Annotated in this window: 18 protein-coding genes and 1 pseudogene; 8 read left to right on the top strand and 11 right to left on the bottom strand. The window is 67.1% G+C overall.

The genetic code is table 11. The annotated features are described in order from the left end of the window. The first annotated feature begins 83 nt into the window (after positions 1 to 83). Positions 84 to 1,496, top strand: coding sequence for an MFS transporter (locus tag BUS84_RS03510; RefSeq protein WP_244298353.1), 1,413 nt, complete (start codon positions 84 to 86; stop codon positions 1,494 to 1,496). 988 nt (positions 1,497 to 2,484) lie between these two features. Beyond that, positions 2,485 to 2,940 (top strand): hypothetical protein, encoded by a 456-nt coding sequence (locus tag BUS84_RS03520; RefSeq protein WP_074308697.1) that lies wholly within the window; start codon positions 2,485 to 2,487, stop codon positions 2,938 to 2,940. A gap of 381 nt (positions 2,941 to 3,321) precedes the next feature. On the opposite strand, the pseudogene BUS84_RS03525 reads toward BUS84_RS03520, so the two are convergent. Next, positions 3,322 to 3,602: pseudogene (locus BUS84_RS03525) on the bottom strand (transposase); the annotation flags it as partial. Positions 3,603 to 3,776: 174 nt separating this feature from the next. Here BUS84_RS03525 and BUS84_RS03530 point away from each other — a divergent pair. Together BUS84_RS03530 and BUS84_RS03535 are read left to right on the top strand one after the other, a co-directional pair. Beyond that, a complete protein-coding gene (locus BUS84_RS03530) occupies positions 3,777 to 4,313 on the top strand; it encodes an SgcJ/EcaC family oxidoreductase (protein ID WP_084757137.1) in 537 nt (178 codons plus the stop codon). A gap of 688 nt (positions 4,314 to 5,001) precedes the next feature. After that, complete coding sequence (locus tag BUS84_RS03535) at positions 5,002 to 6,201, top strand: NHL repeat-containing protein (RefSeq protein WP_143728203.1); 1,200 nt, start codon at positions 5,002 to 5,004, stop codon at positions 6,199 to 6,201. A gap of 389 nt (positions 6,202 to 6,590) precedes the next feature. On the opposite strand, the gene BUS84_RS03540 is transcribed toward BUS84_RS03535, so the two are convergent. From BUS84_RS03540 to BUS84_RS03550, 3 genes are all read right to left on the bottom strand, one after another. Continuing rightward, entirely contained in the window at positions 6,591 to 6,863 is a 273-nt protein-coding gene (locus BUS84_RS03540; RefSeq protein WP_143728204.1) for a hypothetical protein, read from the bottom strand. A gap of 305 nt (positions 6,864 to 7,168) precedes the next feature. Then, positions 7,169 to 7,795: a hypothetical protein gene (locus tag BUS84_RS03545; RefSeq protein WP_143728205.1), complete on the bottom strand. Its 627-nt coding sequence runs from the start codon at positions 7,793 to 7,795 to the stop codon at positions 7,169 to 7,171. A gap of 385 nt (positions 7,796 to 8,180) precedes the next feature. After that, positions 8,181 to 9,349, bottom strand: a protein-coding gene (locus tag BUS84_RS03550; RefSeq protein WP_143728206.1) for an IS3 family transposase whose coding sequence is annotated in 2 segments (ribosomal slippage) — positions 8,181 to 9,062 and positions 9,065 to 9,349 — 1,167 coding nt in all. Because the reading frame shifts where the segments join, the coding sequence is not laid out codon by codon here. A gap of 184 nt (positions 9,350 to 9,533) precedes the next feature. On the opposite strand from BUS84_RS03550, the gene BUS84_RS03560 reads away from it, so the two are divergent. Beyond that, positions 9,534 to 10,802, top strand: a complete 1,269-nt coding sequence (locus tag BUS84_RS03560) for a low temperature requirement protein A (RefSeq protein ID WP_143728207.1) — start codon at positions 9,534 to 9,536, stop codon at positions 10,800 to 10,802. Between the two features lie 400 nt (positions 10,803 to 11,202). Here the strand turns inward: BUS84_RS03560 and BUS84_RS37205 are convergent, their stop codons facing one another. The 3 genes from BUS84_RS37205 to BUS84_RS03570 all read right to left on the bottom strand — a co-directional run bounded on the left by BUS84_RS37205 (position 11,203) and on the right by BUS84_RS03570 (position 14,448). Next, a complete protein-coding gene (locus BUS84_RS37205; protein ID WP_143728208.1) occupies positions 11,203 to 12,120 on the bottom strand; it encodes a hypothetical protein in 918 nt (305 codons plus the stop codon). Between the two features lie 654 nt (positions 12,121 to 12,774). After that, positions 12,775 to 13,416 (bottom strand): hypothetical protein, encoded by a 642-nt coding sequence (locus tag BUS84_RS03565; protein WP_074308709.1) that lies wholly within the window; start codon positions 13,414 to 13,416, stop codon positions 12,775 to 12,777. Positions 13,417 to 13,989: 573 nt separating this feature from the next. Next, entirely contained in the window at positions 13,990 to 14,448 is a 459-nt protein-coding gene (locus BUS84_RS03570; RefSeq protein WP_074308712.1) for a hypothetical protein, read from the bottom strand. A 143-nt stretch (positions 14,449 to 14,591) separates the two neighbouring features. Here BUS84_RS03570 and BUS84_RS37210 point away from each other — a divergent pair, with 143 nt between their 5' ends. Next, positions 14,592 to 14,819, top strand: a complete 228-nt coding sequence (locus tag BUS84_RS37210; protein WP_143728209.1) for a hypothetical protein — start codon at positions 14,592 to 14,594, stop codon at positions 14,817 to 14,819. A 121-nt stretch (positions 14,820 to 14,940) separates the two neighbouring features. Here BUS84_RS37210 and BUS84_RS03580 read toward each other — a convergent pair whose 3' ends face one another. Beyond that, positions 14,941 to 15,846, bottom strand: a complete 906-nt coding sequence (locus tag BUS84_RS03580) for a hypothetical protein (RefSeq protein WP_074308716.1) — start codon at positions 15,844 to 15,846, stop codon at positions 14,941 to 14,943. Positions 15,847 to 16,395: 549 nt separating this feature from the next. Between BUS84_RS03580 and BUS84_RS03585 the strand changes: the two genes are divergently transcribed. After that, positions 16,396 to 16,692, top strand: coding sequence for a GYD domain-containing protein (locus BUS84_RS03585; protein ID WP_074308717.1), 297 nt, complete (start codon positions 16,396 to 16,398; stop codon positions 16,690 to 16,692). Positions 16,693 to 17,133: 441 nt separating this feature from the next. Beyond that, positions 17,134 to 17,382 (top strand): hypothetical protein, encoded by a 249-nt coding sequence (locus tag BUS84_RS41110; protein WP_074308719.1) that lies wholly within the window; start codon positions 17,134 to 17,136, stop codon positions 17,380 to 17,382. 539 nt (positions 17,383 to 17,921) lie between these two features. Here BUS84_RS41110 and BUS84_RS03595 read toward each other — a convergent pair. The 3 genes from BUS84_RS03595 to BUS84_RS03605 all read right to left on the bottom strand — a co-directional run bounded on the left by BUS84_RS03595 (position 17,922) and on the right by BUS84_RS03605 (position 20,463). Then, entirely contained in the window at positions 17,922 to 19,028 is a 1,107-nt protein-coding gene (locus BUS84_RS03595) for a lipocalin-like domain-containing protein (RefSeq protein WP_074308721.1), read from the bottom strand. A gap of 199 nt (positions 19,029 to 19,227) precedes the next feature. Continuing rightward, positions 19,228 to 20,043 carry an NAD-dependent epimerase/dehydratase family protein gene (locus tag BUS84_RS03600; protein ID WP_074308722.1) on the bottom strand — a complete coding sequence of 272 codons (816 nt, stop codon included), beginning with the start codon at positions 20,041 to 20,043 and terminating at the stop codon, positions 19,228 to 19,230. A 15-nt stretch (positions 20,044 to 20,058) separates the two neighbouring features. Further along, positions 20,059 to 20,463, bottom strand: coding sequence for a cupin domain-containing protein (locus BUS84_RS03605; RefSeq protein WP_084757139.1), 405 nt, complete (start codon positions 20,461 to 20,463; stop codon positions 20,059 to 20,061).

The following is a 20,463-nucleotide window of genomic DNA, read 5'->3' on the forward strand; positions in this document are numbered from 1 at the left end:
CGAACTCCCTTGTCGAACAGTGCTGTGCGAGTTACCGTACCCGACGGAAATCAAACAGTCCTGTTCGAGATGGAGGGGGCGCCGTGTCCGCACAGGCCGTCGACCAACCGGAAACCACCGCCGCCAATCCAACCCGCTGGCGGATGCTGGCACTGCTGGGCATCGCGCAGTTCATGCTCATCCTGGATGTCACCGTGGTGGCGATCGCGCTGCCGCACATCGGCGCGGACCTCGGCCTGGAGCGCGACACACTGACCTGGGTGGTCAGTGCCTACACCTTGATGTTCGGCGGCCTGATGCTGCTCGGCGGGCGGGCGGCGGATCTGTTCGGCTCCCGCCGCGTGGTGCTGCTCGGCTTGCTTCTGTTCACTATGGCGTCCCTGCTCACCGGCCTGGCCGCTGGTGCCGCGATGCTGATCGGTGGGCGGATCGCGCAAGGCGTCGGCGCCGCGATGCTGTCGCCCGCAGCGCTGTCGGTGGTGGCGAGAACGTTCCACGGGCAGGAGCGCAACAAGGCACTCGGCATCTGGTCCGCGCTCGGCGGTGGAGGCTCAGCAATCGGTGTCCTGCTCGGTGGTGTCCTGACCGCTGGCCCTGGCTGGCAGTGGGTGTTCTACATCAACGTGCCCATCGGCCTTATCGTGCTGGTGGCACTGACCCGGATGCTGCCGAAGGACCTGCCGCAGGGGAGCCGTGCACGTCTCGATGTGCCGGGCGCCATTCTTGTCACGGCCGCCACCGGCACGGCGATCTACGCGCTGATCAACGCGGGGGACCGGGGCTGGTTGACTGCCTCGACCCTCGGGACTCTGGCCGGCGCCGTCGCCTTGTACGCCGTGTTCGCGATCGTGCAACGCACCGTGCGATCGCCACTGATGAACCTGCGCATCCTGACCCGCCGGCCGGTGGCCGCGGGCACCTTCCTCATCCTGGTAGCGACGGCGTTGATGATCGCAGTGTTCTTCCTCGGGTCGTTCTTCCTGCAGCACCACATGGGTTACGGGGCGCTGCGCACTGGGCTGCTGTTCCTGCCCGTCGCCGTGGCGACGATAGTCGGAGCCCAGGTAGCCGGCCACGTCGTCGGCCGCCTCGGCGCCCGGGCGGTAGCAGGGATAGGCCTTGCGGTCGCAGCGCTCGGCACCGCGGTCGCCGCAATCTGGGACGGCTCGGCGGCGGTGGTGACGGGGATGAGCATCGGCGCTGCGGGCATCGGCGTCGCCTTCGTCGCCTCCTCCGCGACTGCCCTGACGCAGGTCGCCCACGAGGAGGCCGGGGTCGCCTCTGGACTCCTCAGCACCTTCCACGAGTTCGGCGCCGCCCTTGGAGTCTCGCTGGTATCCAGCATCGCCGCGGCGAGTGTCGCCGGCAGCAGCGGCACCGGGTTCACTCATGGCTTCACCTTCGCCGCGGTGACGGCTGCGGCGTCGGCTGTTCTGGCGCTGCTCATCGTCCCGGCCCTGAAGTCCCCGTCCGTGGTAAAGGCCAACGCGCACTGAGCGCACGGGCAACGGCGCTAGTTGGCGGTCAGATTTGACGTATCCGATACGGCGCTTTGACGAAAAACGCCTGGCGTGTCAGACCTGTTGGTTGCAACCGATACGAAGGTCCCGCGCAGATGAAGGGTCGGGATCACACTCGGCAGCGGTCCCTCGCAGAAGGCGAGGGACCGCTGCCGAGTTGGGTGCCTGCTCCTGCGCGGGCCGCCCAAGGCGTGGCCGTCCGCCTCGACCACCGCGCTGGACCGGTATCCGGTCACCGCGCAGAGAATTAGCGCGCCGGACGCAGGCTCGGCGTCGCCGGCGGCGCCGCTGCCTATACCTGGTTACGGCAGGGGCAGGCCATTGGCGGTGGCTCGACCACCGTCAACCCGGACGGAACCTGGTCGATCACCGCCCGCACCGAGCTGCTGTACGAGGTCTGGCTGGAGGCAGCCGCCACGTACGGTCGGACTGTCGAGGACGTGGGTGACGACGCCACAGAGTCAGACATGGTGACCTCGTACCAGTTCGGGCTCTGCTCGTCGCAGCGAGGTCACCGACCGCATGCCTATCTTCAGCGAACGACATCTACGCAGAACGCTTGGTGAATGCGCCTGTCACTACAACGGGCGGCGGCCACACCGAGCCCTGCAGTTGCAGTCCCCGCGATCCGACCGTCCCGTCGTTGACCTGACCCACGAGCGGATCAAACGCCGGCCCGTCCTCGGCGGGCTGATCACCGAGTACGAACGAGCCCGCATAGAAGCCCAGGCCAGGTTAAGTGGCAGGGTTTGGAACCCCACAGGTAGCCAAGTCGGCGGCGGATCGCCGGTCCGGCGGGCCCGCGTCGCGATCGTTGTTGGACCCCGCTGCGGCAAACAAGCTACACCCGTCGCGGAGCGGTGAACTCGCTCGACCCGAGTGCCCCGCGACCCGGAGGGCACGGTCTCGCCGGACGCCATTCGGGGTAGCGCGACTCCCACGGGACCCGCTACCCTCCGCCCTCATGGCTACCTCCAACAAGATCAACGAGTGGCGGACCAAGGTTTTTGTCTGGATCGGCCTGCCCGTCATCGCCATCGCGGGGCTGATGTTCGGCGCTTTCGATCTGGTTCCGACATGGCAGGCGAAGGCCGGTCAGGGTACGCCGGGCACCTTCACCGCGGTCCGCGAGGACTGTGGGCGGCGCAGCTGCACCTGGTACGGCGACTTCGCCGCTACCGAGGGTGGTGGCCAGCGGACCGACGTCATCCTCTACGACGAACCCGACGGGCTGGCGGCAGGCGACACCGTTCCGGTGCGCGACACCGGTGCACGCAACGGCGTCTTCGCCACGGCGGGTGGGTCCACCTGGCTGCTGCTGACGGGGTTCGTCGTCGCGGGCGTGATCGCGGCCGTGGCCTGGGTCATCATCCTGGTGCGAACGGTCAGCCGGCGACGCGCGCCCGCCCCGGCCGTCTGACATCTGCTCAGCTCATCCCGGCTGGAAGGCCGCTCCCGTCGATCGGGAGCGGCCTTCTCGTTCCAGCTCGCTCAGATCAACCATGTGGTCACATTCGGCCTGGTATCCCATCGTGTACGGCTCGAACACGGGGAAGGCAGGCCAGGGCGCCCGCTGTGAGCCGGCGGCGGCCCGGGACCCGGGCGGTTGCCGGCGCCGGGGCAGCGCGGGCCGCCCGGAAGGCCGCCAGCGCGGCCTGCTCCCCGGCCACCTCCTCCGGGCGACCCCGGGAGGCCGCTGCGGCGAGCAGTCCGGCGAGCCGGTCGGTCGGGGCGACGCTCGGTCCCGTTGTCGCGGCGGCACGCGCTCCATCCAGGAGCCGATCGGCCTCGGCGCGGTCGGCACCCAGATCCCGAGCACATGCTTAACTCCGTCAAGGTCGACACCGACAGCGATTTGCGCGGCCCGGTTGCGCACCTGGTGCCCGTCACGGACCTTCACTACCAGGGCATCGAGGTAGAGGATCGGGTAGATCTCCTCCAGAGGCCGCGACTGCAGGCCTTGACCTCGTCGAGGACCGAGTCGGTGATCTTCGGAGTCGTCTCGTGGGACAGCTCAGTGCCCAGCGTGCGAGCCAGATGATGCCCGATGTCGCGGACCGTCATCCCACCGGCGCCGTTGCTGACCCTTGTTGACCGCAGGTCGGGCACGCATCGGGCACCGACCTCCTCGTCCCGAACGGTCTCGCCGCCCACCCGGGAGCACCTCGGCAATGTCAGGGAAATCCCCGATCTATAAGTAGTTCGGCTACATGTAGGTTGCCTCAATAAGACAGCCCCACTTCACCGGAGGATCACGTGACCACACCCAGCCATTGGCGGCGTACCACCGTCGCCGTCAGCGTCGCCGTCACCGCCGCCGTCGCCCTTCTCAGCAGCGTGCCGTCTGCAGCTTCGCCGTCCGCGTCCGCCGATCAGGCCCAAGCGTCCGCAACACATCAGGCTGACCTGACCGCCCTGCGCCACCTGCGGGAGAAGCAGGAGGACGCCTGGGCCCGGGGCGATGGCTCCGCCTACGCCGCGATCCACACGGCCGACGCCGATGTCGTCACGTTCAACGGCGGCCACCTGCGCACCCGGCAGGGTATCGCCACCGGAATGCAGCGCTACTTCGACGAATTCCTGCAAGGCACCCGGATCATGACGCTGACTGAACAGACCCGCTTTTCCGAGCCCGACATCGCGATCATCGTGCGTACCGGCTGCGTCCTCTGGCCCGGCGAGTCCACCTGCTCGGCGGAGGCGCTGTCCATCAACACCAACATCGCTCTGAAGCGTCACGGCAAGTGGCTGTACACGTCCTTCCAGAACACCCGGATCCGGCCGCTGTCATAGCCGAGCGAGTTCAGTTCGGCAAGCCAGACTCCCGGTCCGGGCCGGAAGTTCGTCGGCCGGGGCCGGGACGGCCCGTGCCACCTGACCCCGTAGCTCGGATGCTGCTGTTGTCCGTTCCGACCCATGAGCCAGGCTCCCGATCCTGCCCCCGGATACGCCCCGGAACCGTGAGCGACGGCGGGTAATGGCTGGACTCGGCGGGACCAAACAAGATCGGCCCCCGACCGCATCTCCGCTCAGGTGGCGTTCGGTGTCGTTCAGCTTGTGCCATGGTGGCGGAGTCGGCGTACCCACCTGGTTGGACGACCTCGCCGGCTCGGCCGCAGGGCAGGTGCGGTAGCACCGAGCTGAGCCAGTGCCAACCGTGAGGTGTGGGGCACAGGGGCGGTCGCGTGCCCGACGCATGCCCGTTCGGTTTCCTCAGCAGGGGTCAACAACGGAGCCTCGACCGGACGGCCCGACACGGAAAGCTACGGCTACCCCTGGTCTGCCGCCCTGCTCGAGCGACCAAGGGTGCAGATCAAGGCACCTTCCAAACTTGACGGTGGCGGGCGGGGCGGTTGGCCCTGGAGTGTTGCAGGGCCACTTCACCGCCACGGGTTGTAGTTGTCAGCTTTTGGAGGAGACGCAACCCCGGGGCGGGTGGTAGGGGGTAGCAGGAGCGATTGCGTTCTGTCAGGGTGTCCCGGTGGCTGGACTGCGTGATGTGCGGTGGCGTGCGCTCGTGTTGTGTGCGGCGGCATTGATCACGGCTAGTTCCCTGGCGTCGTGCTCTTGGCTGCGGCCGACGACCGACAACTGCATGGGCGACGGGAATGTGCCGGTCGGGCGGGACTCGACCGGGCCGGCGGCGCCCGGCCAGCCCTCACCAGTGGCCGAGGCGCTGTGGGTGGCCGACGAGTCCGGTGTGCTGCGCGCCTTCGACGGGCGTACCAACGAAGTCTCAGCGCGCGTCGATATCGGTCGTTCGGCCTTCCCGCCGGTGCTCGGCGTAGGCGGTGGCTTGGTTTGGGTGTACCGGGACGACGGGGGCGTTGTGTTGGTCGATCCGGTCACGGCTCGGGTGACGCGGCGGGCCATGGTTGTGCCGGCCAGGCCGCTGGCAGATAACCGGTTGTCCTACGCGCATAGGGCGCTGTGGATAGCGCAGCCGGGGCGGCTGTGGCGGGTGAGCACGTCCGGCAAGGTGTCTTCGATTCAGCTTCCGGCCGATTTCAAGGCCACGGTTGCGGCGGCAACCGACCGGTGGCTGTGGCTGGCCGGCGGCCGGCGGCTGGTACGCGTGGACCCGGAGGGGCAGACCGTGACGGTGGCAGGTGAGCTTCCCGTCGACGTCGAAATCGGTCACCTTTCAGACGCTCGGAGCAGACTGTTGGCGGTTGGTTGGAACAAGTCGGAAATTTGGGTGCTTGATCCGGACTCTGGTGCCCTGGAATCGTCGATCAAGATTCCCGACGGGGAGCTGGTCATGTCGGTCGTCAGTGCGGGTGACGATGTGTGGGCGATGGGAAACTGCGGCCATGCCGTGAGAGTGACCGGGACCGAACATCCCCAGGTCCACAAGGTGCAAGTATCCAACGTGTCGCAGGATCTTGGTGCAGCAGCTGCGATCGGATCGCTGTGGGTCGCCGATGAAGGACGCTCTGAACTGGTACGGATCGACCTGCAGACGGCAGAGGTTATCGCCCGGCTGCCGGTCACTGCTGCCGATCCCGACGACCCAGCCTTTGCCGTTGTCGCTGGTCAACACAGCGTATGGCTGATCGACACCAACCTGGCTAACGGTGTCCTACACGTCGATCCGACGACCAACCGCGTCTTACGCCTCACCTCGTCCATAGGCGTGTCGCTTGGCGTGTCTGCCGTCGTTGCCCCGCCACCGCCCTGACCGCCCCGCGTGACCCAGCCAGCCTGTGCCGATTGTTCGTAGTCCGCTCCCGACCCCGGCCTGCTGGTGACCTCGGGCCGGCATCGGCCGGGGTCGGCCGGTCACGCTGACAAGGGAGCGGCGTGCCAGATCCCATGCCAGGCCAGTAGGTCGCGGTTGGTGATTGACGGGGGCTGGCGGGGAGCGTGACCGCTGGGCCGCAGGTCACGGCCACCGTAGGCCAGGGCGATTCGAGAAAGCCCCCAGGCAATGGTGTGGTTCTACCAGGAGCAGCCAACGGAGCAGCCAAACCGGCGAGCACGAGCGGACGACCGTGGACAGGGCCGCCATGTTGAGCGCCAAGGCCAGGCGTTAGACCAGAGGCCGGGTACGAACTCGTAATGCGCAGGTTAGCCAACCTCGGGCCGCTTGTATCCGCCGCCGTAGATCTCAGCCCAGCAGTGCTCGCACCAGATGTAGTCCGCATGCTCCACGAGGTGCACCTTGTCGCTTAGTGGTAGAGCGCGAACGACAGCGAAGTCAATCGGCTTGGTCAATTGGCAGTAGTAGCCGCCCTGGCTTGGACGGAAGGCTTCGTCGGTTGCCGGATGAGGTTCCAGGGCGTTGCCGTCGGCAAGCAAGGCGTCCACGAGGGGCAGTAGGTGCCGGTGATCGTCGCCCATGTCAGCCATCCTGGCAGCCGGATGTCCTTGCCGCGATGTCGGGGCTGAGGGCTCGACTACCTCGAGGCCATCGTGTCAGCCAAAAGTCAGCGAGCTCGGTGATTCGTGACCCATGCCAACGGTCATAGCAGGTAAGACGCCGGAGGCTGGACCACAGGAAACGACATCTCCCGACGCTAGTCAACAGCACGGACGAGGCTCCCCCCGACGGGGTCGTCCCTTGCCGGAGCGCTCCAACCCAGCCCACATCGCGCCTGTCCCGACGCCGTCCAGCCGAGCAGTTGCGGCACGCTCGGACCGATGGGCTACTGCTGCTGGAAGCGGCTCAGGAACTCGTCCACCAGGTGCGGTTTGGTGTAATCCATCCGGGTCCGAGTGCCCGACGTGAGGCCGCCCGCCCGGCCGCCACACGTGTAGATCAGCGGCACTGGTGGCCGGTCCGGGTAGCGCAGCACGAACGAGTGCTCGCGGCTGTATCCGATTAAGGGGCAGGCCTCGCCCATCGGCTCTGGGGCGGCATCGGGCCACCAGCCGCTGTGTCGCCGCTGCCACTGCCGCCAGGCATCGTTGCGGGTGGGTAGTCGGTTGAGCAGCGCGGCGAAGTCGGCGGCCCCGGCACGCAGCACCCGCTGACGCGGTGGGTGCGCCACCCCGGGACGCTGGATAGGCAGTGCCGTGGGTGTGGTGCACAGCAGCACCTCCGTGGCGCCGGGCGGCACCAGCGGGCCATGGGCGTCGACGAACTGGCGCCGCTCGTCGATGACCGGGCAGCCATCCGATCCGAGTGGAATTTCATATGGAGTGCCGGCCATTGCTGGCCAAGGCGACGCGGTACGCCGGACCCAGGCGATCGTGACCACACCCGCGGCCACCGCGACCACCGTCACCACGACGACCACCGCCCAACGTCGGCGTGGGCTCCATTTGGTCACTGGTCACCTCCAGCTCGACGATTGCCACCGAGGCGCGCCGTCCCGCCTTTGTCTCACTTGTCGTCTCGTTCGTCAGCGTACGAGGCGAGCGCAGACGAAGGCCGGTCGAGTTGGCCTAGGTGGCGAACCGGCCCGGTCAAGGCCGTATGGGGCCGAGCAGACTTGGAAAGCGTGTTGGGTTAACACCCTCACGAGTTCGACGCCAGGCGTAGCCAGCAGCGAGTCAGCAAACCGCTCGCCACGCGAACGATGACGGGCGGAACGAGCAGCACGACCGAGCATGCGCGCACACGACGCGGCCTGTTTGGCACTGCCTGACAAGGGCGACCAGCCTCCCCCGCTGGGGTCGTCCCGGGTCTGCTGCACCGATAGGTGACAGTTTCAGTCACGCGGCCTGAGTGGCCGGTGCGGTCATGATGGTCTCGTACTCGATAGGGGTCAACCGGGACAGAGCGTGTTGTCGTCGGCGGCGGTGGTAGGTCCGTTCGATCCAGGTCACGATCGCGGTCCTCAGTTGCTGGCGGGTGGTCCAGGTCCGCCGGTCGAGGACGTTGTTCTGCAGCAGGCCGAAGAACGATTCCATGGCGGCGTTGTCGCCGGCGGCACCGACTCTGCCCATCGACCCGATCATGTGATGCTGGTGCAGGGCGCGGACGAACTTCCGGCTGCGAAACTGCGACCCGCGGTCGGTGTGGAGCACGCAGCTGGCCACTCGGCCGCGTCGGGCTACGGCGTTGTGCAGCGCGTTGACGGCCAGCCGGTACTTCATCCGTGAGTCGATGGAGTAGCCGACGATCCGGTTCGACCACACGTCCTTGATCGCACACAGGTAGAGCTTGCCCTCGCCGGTGCGGTGTTCGGTGATGTCGGCCAGCCACAACCGGTTCGGGCCGTCGGCGGTGAAGTCTCGTTTCACGAGGTCGTCATGCACCGGCGGACCGACCTTGCCACCCTTGCCGCGCCTCTTGCGCTTGCCGAAGGCGCTCCACCACCCGTTGTCCGAGCAGATCTTCCACGCCGTGCGCTCAGCCATCGCCTGTCCGGCGGTGCGGGCCTCATCGACCAGGAACCGGTACCCGAACTCCGGGTCATCGCGGTGAGCGTCGACCAGGGCGTTCGCGCGGTAAGCGGCAACGAGTTCGGCGTCGCCGACGGGCCGGGCGAGCCACCGGTAGTAGGGCTGACGAGCGATCTTCAATACCCGGCACGTCACCGCCACGGGGATTCCATCGGCGGCCAGCTCGCTCACGAGCGGGTAGAGCCTTTTCCCGGCAGGTTCGCCTGTGACAGGTAGGCAGCGGCCCGGCGCAGGACCTCGTTCTCCTGCTCCAGCAGCTTGATCCGCTTGCGGGCCTCGCGCAGCTCGGCTGACTCGCTGCCGCTGACACCCGGTTTGGTTCCAGCGTCAACGTCAGCCTGGCGCAGCCATTTGAACAACGTCATCGGGTGGACTCCGAAGTCCTTCGCGATCTGCTCGACCGTCACGCCCGGATCACGGTCACGGTCCACCCGCGCGACATCATCGCGGAACTCACGAGGGTAGGGCTTGGGCACAGCAACATCCTTCCAGCCCGCCACCAGGGCAAGCCATCTCAGATGTCACCTATCGGTGCAGCAGACCCTCCCCTTCCGAGGGAAGCACTCCTGCTGGTCTGCGGACAGCGGCGCTGAGTTCCGCTTCAACGCCTGACACTTCCGCCTGAGTGACCAACTGGGTAACGATCGGCGCAGGCAAGGGATGGACGCCTGGCAGACATGCGTCGGAGGCCCGAGCGGCGTGGTACGACTGGGTCAATACTGGGGCAAGCTGACGGAAGATGAGCGGCAGATGACGGTCGGTGGCTCGCGCGGGCTGCTGCACGGCCGTGAGGGGGAGCTGCTCCTCGATCTGGTTTATGTCTTCGTGCTCACCCGATTCTCGCAGCGCCTGGTTGAGGACTTCACCACGGAACGTCGGATCGTCCTGCCTGAAGTCGGTCAGACGACGCTGCTGCTACTGGCCCTGTGGTTGATCTGGGTCCACGCGGCATTTGTGACCAGCAGAGCCGATCCACAACAACCCGTGACCCAGCTGTTGGTCGTCTGGACCATGTTCGGCAGCATGATCATGGCGGTCACGTTGCCCCATGCGTTCGGCGATCGAGCTGTGGTCTTCGCGGTCACGTACGTCGCCATCCAGGCCGGCAAGCCCGTCATCCTCCTGCTCGCCCGGCGTGACCCTGGGCGGCACAGCCCCGCGCGCCACCTTTGCTGGGCCGCGGTATCCGCCGTGCCCTGGATCGTCGGAGCGGCGCTATTCCCGCAGAGTCCCGCGCGCGGGGTGCTCTGGACGCTAGCGATCGCACTGGACTACACGGGACTCGTACTCGGCTGGCCCGTACCGGGGCTTGGTCGGACCGGAGCGGAGGACTGGAGACGCGCGGGCAAGCACCTCGCCGAGCGCTACCAGCAGTTCATCATCATCACGATCGGCGAAACGATCCTGCTCACGGGAATCACATTCGCCGACAAGTTCACTCCCGACCGGGTGGCTCCCACCGTGATGTCCTTCGCCACCGCCGTGCTGATGTGGCGAATCTATTTCCACCGCGCCGGGACGGTGTTCCCCGCCGCCATCGAGGGCGCCTCCCATCCAAACCGCCTCGTTAAGTCTGGGTACTACACCCACCTGGTCATGGTGACCGGCATTCTCGCCACCGGCGTCGGCTACGCACTCGTCATCGACCAACCGCGCGGACACCAGGATCCGCTCTGGCTCGCGGTCATCCTCGGCGGGCCCGCGCTGTTCCTGGCCGGGCGGTCCCGCCTCGAGTACGAAGTGTTCGCCCGGGTGTCCCCATCCCGGGTGATCGGACTGCTCGCGCTTGTCGCCTTGACGCCGGCGATGGTCGGCCGGGCGCCGGTGATCGTCGCCGCCGCCGCAGCCGTCGTCCTGGCCGGGGTTACGGCGTGGGACGGCACACGCGAATGGAGACACCCAGACGAGGCGCCCTCGCCACAGCGCTAGGTGGGCCGCAACGGATGCCCCCGGCTGAGGTAGAGGCAGCAAGAAGGCTGCGGTCAAGGCTGTGAAGCCCCGGCAGCTAACGGCAGGCAGCGGGCGATTTTCAGCACTGCTTGATACCCGATTTCACTGGTCGGCACCCTGTTTCCGTTTCAACCCCAACGGAGGTCAACTGGCCCTGGAGCCGCGCTAGTACGGCGACTGCCCCGAGTGTGGGCATGGCTGGCGCGGACATCAGCCGCCGGAGCCATATAGCAAGTGCCGGTACGAGATTGGGCATGAGAAGCGGAGGCTCCCATTAGACGACCTGACGGAGATTGTTGGCGAGATCTCAGGCGCGCTAATGGCGGTGATACTTGGAGGACAAGGACCCTGTGAAGATTGGCCGTCCCGCTCTAGCAATCTATCCGTCCAGTCGGGTTAACAACTGCTTGCGCAGGGGCCAGGACTCGTCGTTGATGCACTCTGCTAAGCAGGCCAGCCCAAGTGCCAGAGGCCAGGAAATTGCCTGTCGATGCTCAGGCAGCATGTCGAGTGGTCGGCTGGGATCCCAATGCCGCAACGGTGCGAGGCTGACCGGCATGAACTCGTGAACGTAAGATTGCTCTACTCGCCGCGGTGAACGGTCGAGCATCTGATCACCTGTAAGGCGAAGGAGAGTTACGGCGCAGAATTCGGGCATGGCTCCCCTGCTGATCCACCGACCGTGGCCAACAACCGAACTGCCTTCTATCTCGCTTGGTTTCAGGTGGCACTCTTCTCGAAGCTCGCGCTCAGCTCCATTGCTTACAATCCTCTGGATGGTCCAATCGGCCATGTTGGCAGGCACGTCTTTGGGTTCGAGCGCGCCAGAGCCGGACGGAGCGAGCAAACCAGGGCTGCCAATGTTGTCGTGGGTCTGCGCCACGAGGAGCAACCGCCCGTCGGTGGTGAATGCCAGCGTCGATACGCCGATGAGGTTAGCTAGGCGACTGCGCTTAAGAGAAATTAACTGGCCATCCGGGTCGAGGATGAGGTCCCGACCACGAAGGACGGGGCTCTTTCGCCCGGCCTCCCAGATGTCCAGCGGGGCGAACAGGTTGCTGCACATGAAGTCGAAGTAGCGACCGGCCCTTAGCTTGACGACATCGTCGCCCAAGAGATCCGACGCAAGACAGAGCACTTGATCGTTATATATTTTCCCCGTCTTTGCCCGCCGGCTCAGGTAGTCGAGGGACCAGGTTCGCAGATCGCGGGGAAGTCTGTAATCGGGACTCTGGATAATGGCTCTGAGGGGGCGCTTGCGTAGTTCGCTGTTCTCGCGTGACAGCAAGATACCCACGTCACGGACGCTCTCCACGGCCGGTCCGTGACCCTCCGAATTGCCAATTACATCCCGGTAGGTGTCACCCTCACGTGGCTGGAACCGCACTTCTCTCGAACGACGGCGGTTGGCCCGAGTCTCCATGAGGGAGAGAGTAGCGCCAGCAAGGCCGGCGACCACGCTGACCGGCCGGGGCGGGTCGACTAGCGCGGTCGCCATCCCGAATGAGGCTAGAAGCAGGCCGACGGTGGTGAGCCTGTATCGCCACAGTCTGTAGCGCCAGATGGCGGTCTTCGTCCTCGCCGATCTCCTAGCTCCAAGCATCCGCGCCCTCCGTCGGTGCGACGTGCCTCGGGGGCTGCATCGTAGCGGCGAGCTGGGAATCCGTCGCGCGCCCGGAAAGTCGGAATCCCTGGAGATCTAGGACAATCCTGAACACGGCAGGCGGCCAAGGTCAGATTCGCTGCGTTCACGTCAGATATCTGACTGGCTTAGGCGTGTGCCAGGCGAGGCTGGCCCGCCTTTGCCAGCTCCTGACAGTCCGCGTGCCCGTTGCGTGCCCGATCTGACGGGCGACGAGGGTCAACGACGGTCAAAGCTCGCTGGATAGCGACAGCTGTGACCAGCGCTAACAGCAAGTCAGCCAGCAGAGGCCTGCGAAGCAGAGAATTCCTAAACCGTGTGTCGCGGCGGCAAGTCAGCCGAGACCGAGCCGGTGCAGCGCGAGGGCCACGAACCCGCGCACCGACCGGTCCCAGCCGGGTACTTCGGCGTCGAAGTCCGAGCTGCGGGCGTCGGTGAGGACGTCGAGGGCCAGGTCGGGTAGCTGGTCGCCGAGCCGGTACGCCAGTCCCACTGCCGCCGTGACCCGGACGACCGCTGCGTTCGCGGACAGCAGCTCGCGGAGGCAGGCGTCGGCTCCGAGCCGACCGGACAGTGGGCGAGGGTCAGGTTGGCGCTCGCACGGGTGGCGGCGCGGGTCTCGTTGCCGGGGACCGCAGTCAGCCCGGCGGCCAACGCGGCCTCGTCGGGTGCGAACCAGACGAGTAGTTCGGCGGCATACCCGGCGAGCTGCGGGTCCGGAGCCGTGAGCCAGCGGACGTACCGATCGGTGTGCCGGGCTCCAGCGTGGAAGGCGTCGGCCTCCCAGCGGACCGCCACGTTGTCAGCCAGCTCCGCGACCTCCTCGTGCTCGAACAGGTCTTCGGCCTCCAGATACCGCTCCACCAAGGCCGCCTGTTCGTCGGTGATCCCCTCGGCGGCGGCGAAGTGCCGCCGCGGATCGAACGGCAGCTCGTCCGTCGCGCCGGTCACCAAGCACCACCGAACGGAGCAGGGCGGCCACCCCTGCCCGGTCCGGGGTATCCGGGTCGTCAGCGAGCGCCACCAGGAACGGCACCACGTGACAGTCGCCCCCAGCGCGTGCCCTGGTGGTAGACGTTGCCGGGCTGTCCAACGTCACCGCGGCGCAGTTCGAACTCGCCCGGTCGATTGCGGAGATCGCCGCGGTGACCGCCCAGTACAACATTGGCAACCGCACCGGTGCGGACCTGCTTGCGGCGGCGGAGCGGACCAGAGCGGTGTTCTCGCCCTGGCACCCGGTCAGCCTGCACGACGGCGGGGACAACGCCGGCCAGGTCGCCGCCGCCCTCGCGCCGATCGCCGCCCGGCACGCGGCCACGCCCCAGCAGATCGCGCTGGCCTGCGTGCTGCACCGCTCTCCGGCGATGCTGCCCACGACAGCAGGCGGGGCCGTAGCCAGGCTGAGAGGGACGGGACGACAACCGGTGGCAACAGACGATGCGCCGCAGCGGCGTTCGGGACGAAGAGTTCAACACTTGCATCTGGGCGTCCCAAGCAGCCCGGGCGGAGGTGGTGGATGGCCCACTAGCCCGGATGGTCGTGAAGGAACGACTTCGCCGTCGCCTTCATGGCCGCCACCGCTCCGTCCGGCTGGTCGTACATTGCGCCCCAACCGGCGTAAAGCTCAAGGAAGCGATCGCCAACCGCTCGTAGCCCCGGCAATCCGGAATAGCAGGCCTGCCAGTAGATCTCGTGCGCCAGGTCCTCGGGATCGCCCCGTCCAGCAAGAAGGTCCGACGCTGCCTTACGCATCAGGTGCAGCCGTGCGGCGCTCTCGTCCGGGACCGCCCAGCCAAGCTCCTCCATCGCCTGCCGGAACAGGTCAACCGCTTCCCGCGGCTGTCCCTTCGACAGGCCGGCAAGCTCGCGCAAGGCCGGAGAATCGAAGCCGCCGGTCAGGGCATAAGCGGCCGCTATCGGCAGGTCATCTCCGACGGACTCTCCCAAGGCCAGTCGAATGGCAAGGTCGCGCAGCTGCTCCACGGCGCAGAGGCTAGCGGTGCGTGCATCGCGGGCCAGAGAGTCGGGTCGGGTTCGGGCTCGGGTTCGGCTGGGCGTGCCGGCGGAGTTGCATGGGCTTGGCGCGCGGGAGCACGTGCTGACTCGACGCGGGGCATCATGTGCGGGTGAAGGACTGGGACCATCTGAACAGGCTCATCGTCGAAGGCCGCAGGATCCAGGCTGTGCAAGCAATCCGAGCATCCTGCGGGTGCGCCATCCCCGAGGCCCTGGACATGCTGGCTGAACGGTACGCATTGCTTCGGGCGGCTCGTCCCGACGACTTCAAGCAGAGCCACGATGACTACTGGCAGGGTGTATTCCTGACCCATCCTTGCCCGGTCCGGTGTTCATGATCCGGAAAATGTGCGGAATGATCATGTAGGTTGCTGGTCGTGCTGCTCTTATTCGGGCAGGTAGGCCAGCTGTGGTGACCAGCCGCTAACTCCTTCCTAAACCGTGTGTCGCAGCGGCAAGTCAGCCGAGACCGAGCCGGTGCAACCCGAGCGCCACGAACCCGCGCACCGACCGGTCCCAGCCGGGTACGTCGGCATCGAAGTCCGAGCTGCGGGCGTCGGTGAGGACGTCGAGGGCCAGGTCGGGTAGCTGGTCGCCGCGCCGGTATGCCAACGCCACCGCCGCTGTGACCCGGACGACCGCAGTATTCGCGGACAGTAGCTCGCTGAGGCGTGCGTCGATCCGCTCCGAACCGACCGGACAGTGGCCGAGCGTCAAGTTGGCGCTGGCGCGGGTGGCGGCGCGGACGTCATCACCAGGGACCGCGATGAGCCCGGCCAGCGCGGCCTCGTCGGATGCGAACCAGGCGAGTAGTTCGGCGGCGTATCCGGCCAGCTGCGGGTCCGGATCGGTCAGCCAGCCGACGTACCGGTTGATGTGCCGGGCTCCGGCATGGAAGGCGTCGGCGTCCCAACGGACCGCCACCTTGTCGGCCAGCTCTGCGGCCTCCTCGTGCTCGAACAGGTCTTCGGCCTCCAGATGCCGCTCCACCAGCGCCGCCTGTTCGTCGGTGATCCCCTCGGCGGCGGCGAAGGTTCGCCGCGGATCAAACGGCAGCTTGTCGTCGCGCCGGTCGCCGAGCACCACCGAACGGAAAAGGTCGACCACCGCTGCCCGGTCCGGGGTGTCCGGGTCGTCGACGAGCGCTACCAGGAACGGCACCACATGGCAGCTCGCCCCCCACCGCGTGCCCTGGTGGTAGACGTTGCCGAACAGCTCGGACAACGCACGGCGTCGGACCGACACGTCCACCGAGCGCAACGCTCGCAACTGGTCCGGTACGTCGACGGCCGGCCCATACGCATGATGCAGCGACTCCCACGGGACGTCGTCGAGCCCGGCCAGCGGGTCGGTTGGTTGATCCATCCGGCGGTTCTACCAGCAGCGGGCAGGGAGCCGGAAGTTGCTGCTGACATCAGTCGTTGACATCAACGGTGGTGGCCGAAGCTGGATGAGTGCGAACGGATGTCGACTTCGACCCGAACCCACTGGACGACAGCGGACACTACGACTCTCGCCGGGAGCACCTTACAGACGAGGGGTCGGGGTAAGCGCGTCAAACAGGGTCTTCAGCCGGTTGTCGATGTCGCCTCCGGACCTGACACTCTGCCCTGGCGCTTCCGGCCTCAGCATGAGAATGTCCAGCTTGGCGTTGAAGTGCCAGTCTGGATGGACGACCGAGCCGAACTCATGGCCGGCGACGGTCCGGAGGTGGGCGCTTCCTGGCTTGGCCTTCGAGTAGAACTGAATGAGCGGTTGGTGTTCCCACAGCTCCTTGAGCTGAGGGCGCTCGCCGAGAGCACGCGGCGCAGGTGCGGGCCCGCAGCGGGCGGTAGGCCGACTGGTGACCAGATTTCGGCCATTATGCCCAGAATTAACCTTACGATGAGGTCTCTTCAATGGAGGTGAAGGACCATGACGACGTATATCGCGTTGCTGAGCTGGACCGATCAGGGGATCCGAGGCTACAAGGACACCGCGACGCGCGCCGAGGCCTTCGCCGCAGCGACACAGAAGCTCGGGGCGAATCTCCTGAGCATTTACTGGACCGTCGGTCCGTACGACCTCGTGGCCGTCGTCGAGGCGCCCGACGACGAAACCGCCACCGCGGCGCTCCTGCAGCTCGGCGGGGCGGGCAACGTCCGTACCACGACCCTTCGGGCCTTCGGTCGAGGGGAGATGGATCGCATCGTCGCCAAAGCCGCTGGCTAAGCCCTGCACACACTGCCAGGCTGGCGCCCGGCGAGCCGGCCCAGCCATCGCTTTTAAAAGGTGTCTCGTAACCCTGTTGTTTGAGGGCGACCGACCAAGATGCCCGGGTGCATTTGGATCGAACATCAGTGCCCCTCAATCCTCGGCCTCGTCTTTGGTGGTACTCGCGCCACGGCGCTGCGCCTGGCGGAACCTGGCGACGCCGGCTTCCACGCCACAGACCCCGAAGTGCCTCCCGGGGGGATCGCGGCAGTACGTGTTGGCCAATGGTCAGGTCGATCAGTACAGCGATCGCGACACGGTCGAGGTCCGCCACGTCGTGCCGATCGTGGTTCACTTCCTCGCTACCACCGACGCCACGTTGGTGTCCTATGGGACCTGGGCACGTTCTGGCCCCGGGCCGCCCACCCGTTCGCGCCACCCTGCTACGCCGAACGAGCTGTGCCGGAGCTGACCCGACGAATCACGTACCTGGTCGGATGCGGCAACGCCGTGCTGCTCTCCGCACACAGCCACGGTTCGGTCCTGGCCGCCACGACAGTGCTCCAGTTACCGCCCCAGGTCTGCCGGCGAGTCGCCCTCCTCACCCACGCGTCACCACTCCGCCGCCTCTACGCGCGGCTGTTCCCCGCCTACGTCGACGACGAGGTGCTGCACGAGATCGGCTCCGAGTCGAGTGGCGGTGGGTGAACCTGTGGCGCGACACCGACCCGATCGGCGGCTGGATTTTCTCCGCCCACCAGACAATCGCGCCGGTCACCGTCGCCCACCCGGCGGCAACAGTGGACCGCCGGCTGCGAGCGATCCCGCCGATGTGGTGGCTCCCCCTGGCGACAGCGTCCCGCCACCGATCCAGGGACACCGGCCCTGCGGATCGGACCAGCGGTACGCCGAGGCGGCGCAAAAGTTGGTCGAGCGCCTCCGCAAGCCGATGGAGCCAGGGCTTCGTCCAGGCGACCCACCGACCGGGCCATGAATTCGTCGCCTCTGCCTCCCCGATCAGGCTCGATGAGAGTCACCTGCCGTTGCCATGGGGCGTAGTCCAAGACCACAGCCCGGGTCCACGCGTGCCGTACGTGTGCGAATGCCCCCCGGACGCACGGCAGCGCGGATCTGCCGAACCAGAACAGTCCCGGACGGCGGCGCGGACCAGTTGGTGACCCTGCCAAGCGATGGCAAGGAAAAGGTGGCGGCCGATGTGGATGGCAACGGTCAGAGCGGCGCGCACATCAATTACTTGACGGATCCGCGCAAGTGACGCGGGCGTGCCCGAAGTACATGAGCTCCCAGATCGCGTCCTCGGCGAACTCCTCGACCACGCGTCCGCCCTTGTGGTGCTCAATCGTTAGCAGGCCGGCGAAGCGCAGGTAGGCGCCGTCGAACCGGATCAGCCGGGCCGCGGTCCGCTTCAGCCAGGGCAGGTCCTTGGTGAGCGGGTTGCGGACCAGGTCGCGCTTGCGGTCGAAGGTCACCACGTACGTGTCGTCGTCGTCCACGTAGGTGTACTGGACGATTCCCGCCACCGGCTTGCCGGTCTTCGCGTCGGTGTAGACCGCCTGGCGTTCGAACGTCATCTTCTCCGGGTCGTCGCCGATGATCCGGCCGTCGCGGGCCAGCATGAAGATGGGGATCTCGGCGAAGCCGTACTTCTCGGCGCTCGTGATGAACGACGCGATGACCGTGTACGGCCCGGCCTGCCCCCGCCCCCAGTACCAGTCATTGACGATTTTCTGCAGCCCGACGTTGCCCCAGTTGTGGTCGTGGTAGCCGACGCCGGTCGTCTCGTGCCGCACCCCGTCGATCGTGTACGAGCCCCGCACGGCTCCGTGCGGCACCGAGGGCAGCCAGTTGAACTCAAGTCCGCGCTTCGCGCCGAACAGCATGTGCCCGGTGGCCGGACGCCAAGCCGGAGCCTCGGACGTCAGCGTGAAGTCGACCCGCAGCCTGCCGGCGGTCGCCTGGATCCGGTACTCGCGCAGGTTCTCGCCCTGGAAGCGGTTGCCCGGCCCCATCCGGACGTCCGTACGCCCGCTCGCCGCCGACCACTCGGCCGCGGGGATCGCGATCGTGTTGTGGGACATCGTGCCGTCGGGCAGTTCCAGGTTGACCCGGAGCTGCGGCGACAGCGGGCTACTCGCCGCGCCGAGGTCCTTGTTCATGAACACCACGACCACCTTCGCGCCGTCGTCGAGGTGGGCGTCGAAGTACCACCACTCGTACGACCCGGGGTGATCGTCGGTGCGGGCGCCGTCCTCCCATTCGCGTACGACATCGCACTCCAGCCCGAAGCGTGCGTAGTCGTCGCTCAGCGCGGCCAGTTTGAGATGATCCGGCATGACTCTTCGTCTCCGTTGCTTCCACAAGATCAAGATATGTGGCCCGTTCTCGAACCAACTCCTACGTCCCTGTATCGAGCGGTCCTCGATCTCGAAGTCCATCGCTCTCCCGAAGATCGGGCATTGCGCCGACTCCTAGAACCCAAGGCCCCTAGCACGGCCTTTCCGACTGGGGCGTCCGCCAGCGGCAGCGGACGGCTCACAGGGTGGCGAAGCCCTCTCGCCAGGAGGGATAAGTCGGGATCCAGCCGAGGTGCTTGCGGGCGTAGTGGTTGCTCGCGCCCCGTGCCCAGCCGTGCCGCTCGCCCACAGTCACCGCTGGCGCTGGGACACCGGCCGCCGCGCAGAACGCGGGCACCCACTCCGAGGCTGCGGCGGGCTCGTCGTCGCAGACGTTAACTGCACCGGCGGGCCACTCCAGGGCCGCGACCGCGGCGGCGACGGCGTCGTCGATATGCAGCAAGCTACTCACGTCCGCGTCAGCGGGGACCCTGCCGGCGGCGGCGAACTGGGCCATCAGGCCGTCGCGGGCATACCAGGTGTCCGGGCCGTAGAGGGTGCCGTACCGCAGCACGACCCACTCAGGTGCCTCCCGAACGGCGGATTCGAGCGCGGCGACACCGGCCACGCTGGTTTGCCGCGGCTCGGCGGCACCGAGGTCGAGCGGGGTCTCCTCGGTCGCGGGCTCGGCGCCCGGCTCGTACGCCCAGGCGATGCCCTGTGCCACGATCCGGCGTACCCCGACAGCGAGCGCCGCGTCGACCAGGTTGCGGGTTCCGTCCCGGCGCAGCCGCGCATTCGCCACGAGGTCGCCCGTGCTCAGGCTGGTCAGCTGGTGCATCACCACGTCGGGCCGGGCGTCGCGGACGGCGGCCGCCACCGCGTCCCGGTCGAGCACGTCGACGGGGACCGGGCCGTTGCGGGCCAGCCCGATGACCTCGTGCCCCTGGTCGGTCAGGAGCGGCTCGAGCCGGCGACCGATGACGCCGGTCGAACCGGCAAGAAGGATGCGCATGACGGTGCTCCCGTATCAGTTCGGCCGGGGCGCCCGGCGGTCCTTGCGCTGTTCGAGTTCCTCGGGGCTGACAAACACCAGCATCTCCTGGTTGGGTGCGCAGACCATGACAGCCAGGAACTTGGTCGTCCGGTCCGGCAGGTTGTTGGCGGCCTGGTAGTGAATGACGTCGCCGCCGGGCTCCCAGAACGCCTCACCGGCCTTGATCACCCGTTCCGGCTCGCCCTCCAGCTCGAAGATCATCTCGCCCTCGAGCATGTAGCCGAAGACCGGGCCGGAGTGCCGATGCGGCGGCGAGCCGGGGTCACCCGGTGGTAGTTCGACTGTCCCGGTCATCACGTGCGAGCCCTCCGGCAGCACCGGCGGCATGGCCGTGCCCAGGAGCACGACCTCGTTGTTTCCCATCTTCATCGTCTGCAT

The organism is Micromonospora cremea (genome assembly GCF_900143515.1).
GTDB lineage: Bacteria > Actinomycetota > Actinomycetes > Mycobacteriales > Micromonosporaceae > Micromonospora > Micromonospora cremea.